The organism is Allocoleopsis sp., from assembly GCF_036703385.1.
Lineage (GTDB): Bacteria > Cyanobacteriota > Cyanobacteriia > Cyanobacteriales > Coleofasciculaceae > Allocoleopsis.
Map to the genome: position 1 here is coordinate 1 of NZ_DATNPA010000475.1, position 5,071 is coordinate 5,071.

The following is a 5,071-nucleotide window of genomic DNA, read 5'->3' on the forward strand; positions in this document are numbered from 1 at the left end:
GCATCCGATCGCCCCTAACAGTTGCCTATTACCTTTGAGAAGAGACTCTTTTCTTACCCCCCTCTCGACTCAAAAATTTATTCCTGTTCCCTCTCCTACAAGGAGAGGGTTAGGGAGAGGTCGAGAGGGATGGGGGGGAGAGGTTAAACCTTCGCTTCTTCCTTCACCAACTTCTCCCAACCCAATTCCTTGAGGTTATTATTCCGACGTAGCGGACGAGTTGCCAACTCCAGAATGTCACGCGCATTGGTAAAGCCGTGAATTTGAGCAAAGGTAAATTCAACCGACCACTTGGTATTAATACCCCGTGCCTCCAACGGATTCGCATGAGCCATACCTGTAATTACCAAGTCAGGCTGCAAATCCTTAATCCGTTGAATCTGGTTGTAGTTATCTGGTTTCTCGATAATCTTCGGTGTCGGGACACCCATTTCCTGGCAAGTCTTCTCTAACAAGGCCAACTCAGCCGCTTGATAACGCTTGTCCATATACGGAATACCAATTTCCGGACAAGTCATGCCGCAACGAATCAGGAAACGTGCCAGAGAGATTTCCAGCAAGTTGTCACCCATGAAGAAGACTGACTTGCCGCGAATCAGCTTGATGTAGTCTTCCAAATTTTCCCAAATTTGCGCTTCCCGTTCTTCCAATCCTTTCGGTTCAATTCCGAACACCGAGCAAATCTTTTCAATCCAAGCACGAGTACCATCCGGCCCAATTGGGAAGGGTGCGCCAATCAGTTTGCACTTGCGGCGACGCATTAAGGTAGTTGCAGTACGCGAAAGGAAGGGGTTGACACCAGCGACATAATACCCTTCTTCAATCACTGGCAGCTCAGTGTAACGCTTCGCAGGTAGCCAACCGGAAACTTTAATTCCCTGCTTCTTCAGTTCCAGCGTTAGGTTGGTAACAACGGGGTCAGGCAAGGAGCCAAACAACACCAGTGGTGGATGATCGACATACTCTGACTGTTCGGCAACCACCTCTTCTTTCTTGCGTCCGAAGTTGAGGAGTTTGGAAATTGCATTGCGCTCCTCTTTGTCCGCTTCCACGACAGGAGCCTTATCCGGACACTTGTGTACCATTGAGGCGAGTACGGTGTCTTCCCCTTGGGTGAAGGCATAGTCTAACCCGTTAGCACGAGCGGTAACAATGGGAATCCCAAGCTCAGCTTCCAGTTTAGGAGCCAAGCCTTCCAAATCCATCTTGATGATTTCCGTGGTGCAGGTGCCAATCCAAACAATTACACTGGGGTTGCGATCGCGTTTAATCTGCAAGCACAACCGCTTAAGTTCTTCGTAATCATTCAGTTGTGCCGAAATATCCCCCTCTTCCAACTCCGCCATCGCGTAGCGCGGTTCTGCAAAAATCATCACCCCCATCGCATTTTGGAGGAAATAGCCACAGGTTTTGGTACCAATGACCAAAAAGAAACTATCTTCAATTTTCTGATAAAGCCAAGCTACGCAGCTAATGGGGCAAAATGTGTGATAGTTGCCAGTTTCACACTCGAAATTTAAAGGTTCAGGTGCTGCAAGGGTCATGAAAAAGTGTCCTCTCCTCGTTTTTAAGGGAAGTTGCTAAGAATCGGCAGTAATTTTAAAAGTTGAAGGTTTGAAGGTTAGAGCGTTGAAGGTTGGAAAGTTTGAAGGTTTGGACTTGTAACCTGCTAAGCGGGTAACTGACTAACCTGCCAACCTTTCAACCTGCTAACCTGCAACCCTTTTTAAACCATCATCAGATCGAGTTCTTCTTCCTCAGTCTTCACCTTCGGTTCTTGCGGATTGAGGTAGAAGTCAGACAACAAGGAGAACAATTCGCGATCGGGAGCATCATTGGGTACAACACCTTCTGGACGACCCAAAATTTGGTCAGCGATGTTCAGATAGTAGTCGCAGACATAGTTGAGGGAGGGGTCAGTCTCCGCCATTTCAAACAGAGTCTTACCCTTGACACGGGAGACGCGAATATCTTCAATCAGCGGTAAAATTTCTAGCACCGGCATCGGTACTGAGTCAACATATTTGTCGATCAGGTCGCGCTTGGAGGTGCGGTTGCCAATCAGTCCTGCCAGACGCAGGGGGTGGGTGCGAGCTTTTTCACGCACGGAAGCAGCAATTCTATTGGCGGCAAACAAGGCGTCAAACCCGTTATCCGTGACAATCATGCAGTAGTCGGAATAGTTCAGAGGAGCGGCAAAACCACCGCAGACTACGTCACCGAGAACGTCAAACAAAATGACATCATACTCATCAAAGGCGTTGAGTTCTTTGAGCAGCTTCACTGTCTCACCGACCACATAGCCACCGCAACCTGCACCAGCAGGTGGGCCACCGGCTTCTACGCAATCAACGCCACCATAGCCTTTGTAGATTACATCTTCAGGCCAAACATCTTCGTAGTGGTAATCCTTTTCCTGAAGCGTATCGATAATCGTGGGAATCAAAAAGCCTGTGAGGGTGAAGGTGCTGTCGTGCTTCGGATCGCAACCAATTTGCAGTACCTTCTTACCACGCTTTGCTAGGGCAACAGAGATATTACAGCTCGTCGTGGATTTCCCAATGCCGCCTTTTCCATAAACTGAGAGTTTCACGCTTCGTCGTCTCCTATCTTTCGGATTAAAACTCGAATATTGTCTTTGCCCGTTGGTCGGGTCGGCACATAAGGCTTGCCCCTACAGCCAGCCGTTGATTCTTGTTTTGGGGCGTTGATTGAATTATTGACTAACTCCACAGGAAAGGAAAGGGCTGTTTTTAATGAAGAGGGTACTAAACGCTTGTAAATAAGCTTCTGATTTTAATTATGGACTTTTTCTCAATCAGAATACGTTTAAGCCTCAAATAAGATTAAATAAAAAAATTTATATTTTTGAATATGGAAAATAAAAACAAAAAACAAAAAATACCCTAAATCTTCCTGAAACCCGACTCATCAGCAGAGTGTGACAGCTCTAATTAATGGACATCTCGGATGGCAGATAGCTCTTGCTGAAAGGATTTGCGGCGATCTCAGTCAGCCGCTTGCGTCTGGAACGCCCCAAGGACGAAGTAAAGCCTATTGGGGACATTACTGGAGCTAAAGGTATTGCTGAGAGCGGGATCGGGCGTTTGACTCGCCGAGTCAAGATGTTTGTAAAAAAACAATAAGTTTTAGAGAAGTAATTACAATCTTTGACTCTATTGACGCTCTCTATCCATTACATAGACTAACCTCTATGAAAGAAAGGTTGTAAACTTGTGATACCAAATTTACATTTGTAAAACTCTTGTGGGATAGGCATCTTGCCTTCCCCGATGATGGAACTTAAGGACGCGACAGTTCATGAGCCCATCTTTGCGATCGCTCGCCCAGCCCTTAGGTATAAATTCTTACAGCCCAGCGACTATCAAAGCCACTGGGTTTTTGCAATTTCCCCGATTTTCTGAACCCAAGTATAGAAAAAGGCCAATCGACTATTGTATTAGGCTTGACCGCTATCTCTGGCAAAGCAAGCCATTGCCAAGAAGAATTGGCTCAAGCGCCGCCTCTGTATGACTTCATACTCAGCACATGACACTGTAGTCCATCTTTCTCAATGCAAAAGGCATAGTAATCAAGGTCTCTCCACAGCCAATTGAGGGTATTGCGAACTTTTTCGCGCTTGATATAGAGGCGTTTCTGTACGGCTTCGTTGGGACAAAGAATTTGAAACGTGAGTATACCCCCTTCATCATTAATGCGGAATAGGCAATCCTGCAAAATGGCACGGATGCTGCTGTCAAACGATTCGTGAAAGCGACGTAACTTACCCGTCAAGGTAAAGTCTTCTAAGGTGCGACCAAAGGGGTCACCCTCTTCGTCGAAGGGTCGCTCGTCCTTATCTGGGTCAAAAGGATACACCATAGTTTACGATTTGTTGAGTCCTAATCTCTAAGATAAGAGCTTTACAGTCTATGGTATTGATTCCATTATGGGAAAAGATAGAAAATCTCAATAAGAGTAAGTCTGAATGTTCATTAAATCTTGTCTTAGGTAGTTGAATCAACGTCTCATTTATGCAAAATAGACCTCTTGCATAAATCCTGGAAAGCCCCCTAAATTCTCCAATTCTGAGGGACTTTGAATTCTATTCCCCCCACCCCTCTCGTTCTCCCCTAAGAGGGGAGAGGACAAAGGACGAAGCCTTTTTTTATTGGGGGCTAGGGGGGCGAAAATAGAATGAGAGCAAGAGGTCTAATGAAGCGTATCACCCAGAAGGCGATCGCAAATCCGAATAACTCAAGCTTTTCAATCCTCAGACATTGTTGCATTCCGGGTATCAGCACTGTTGAGGTTAGCACCCTGGTGTTCGGCCCCCTGGAGGTCGGCACCCCGGAGGTCGGCACCCCTCAAATCTGCATCGCTGAGATTGGAATTGCTAAGGTCGGCATTCTGTAAATTGGAACTTCTGAGGTCGGCGTTCCTGAGATCAGCACCCCTAAGGTCAGCATCGGTTAAGTCAACTCGTCTTAAATCCATACCCCGGAGGTCGGCACCTTTCAAGTTACACGCTTGACATTGACGAGTGTCTCTCAATTGGCTAACGGCATCTCCAATATTGTCTCTTTTGTTACCAATACTCAAACTTGTAGCGATCGCAGCAACTAAGCCAAAACTCAGCAGTAATATTTTGCCAGCAGACAACCTGAAATTAATCGCTCTCTCAACATTTCCCGATGTTGTGGCTTTGCCGATAACATCAATGGAGTGAAGCGCTTGGAGAGCTGTAACGGCATTGGGGTAACGATAATCTAATTTGGGTTCTACCATCTTGGAGAGCCAATCAATAAACTGAGAATTCAGAGGAGGCACCAAGTGCTTAAAGTTGATGCGACAATGTTCATCAATTAAGTTACCAATGGCAGCCGATGGTGTCTGAGTTAGCAAACAGATGAGTGTCACGCCTAGACTATATAAGTCAGACGCTTCGGTGAGCTGGCGCTTAAACATCTGTTCGGGTGGCATAAAGCCTAAGGTACCTTTCACCGCACTGCTAGCCGCGACATCGGCACCACCTTGACGCGCTAACCCAAAATCTACCAAATAAACTTTG

General features: G+C 46.4%; 6 protein-coding genes. 1 reads left to right on the top strand and 5 read right to left on the bottom strand.

Features of this window, described 5'->3' with window-relative positions; genetic code table 11:
* Window positions 1-143: 143 nt before the first annotated feature.
* The 3 genes from V6C93_RS23155 to V6C93_RS23165 form a co-directional block, all read right to left on the bottom strand.
* Entirely contained in the window at window positions 144-1,544 is a 1,401-nt protein-coding gene (locus tag V6C93_RS23155; protein WP_333479034.1) for a ferredoxin:protochlorophyllide reductase (ATP-dependent) subunit N, read from the bottom strand.
* 182 nt (window positions 1,545-1,726) lie between these two features.
* A complete protein-coding gene (gene bchL / locus V6C93_RS23160) occupies window positions 1,727-2,593 on the bottom strand; it encodes a ferredoxin:protochlorophyllide reductase (ATP-dependent) iron-sulfur ATP-binding protein (RefSeq protein ID WP_333479035.1) in 867 nt (288 codons plus the stop codon).
* Window positions 2,590-2,733 (bottom strand): hypothetical protein, encoded by a 144-nt coding sequence (locus tag V6C93_RS23165; protein WP_333479036.1) that lies wholly within the window; start codon window positions 2,731-2,733, stop codon window positions 2,590-2,592. The genes bchL and V6C93_RS23165 overlap by 4 nt, the downstream gene beginning before the upstream one ends.
* A 251-nt stretch (window positions 2,734-2,984) precedes the next feature.
* On the opposite strand from V6C93_RS23165, the gene V6C93_RS23170 reads away from it, so the two are divergent.
* Complete coding sequence (locus V6C93_RS23170) at window positions 2,985-3,146, top strand: hypothetical protein (RefSeq protein ID WP_333479037.1); 162 nt, start codon at window positions 2,985-2,987, stop codon at window positions 3,144-3,146.
* Window positions 3,147-3,513: 367 nt separating this feature from the next.
* On the opposite strand, the gene V6C93_RS23175 is transcribed toward V6C93_RS23170, so the two are convergent.
* Window positions 3,514-3,882, bottom strand: coding sequence for a hypothetical protein (locus V6C93_RS23175; RefSeq protein ID WP_333479038.1), 369 nt, complete (start codon window positions 3,880-3,882; stop codon window positions 3,514-3,516).
* Between the two features lie 384 nt (window positions 3,883-4,266).
* Window positions 4,267-5,071 (bottom strand): pentapeptide repeat-containing protein (locus V6C93_RS23180; RefSeq protein ID WP_333479039.1); only part of this gene is annotated, 805 nt, incomplete at its 5' end.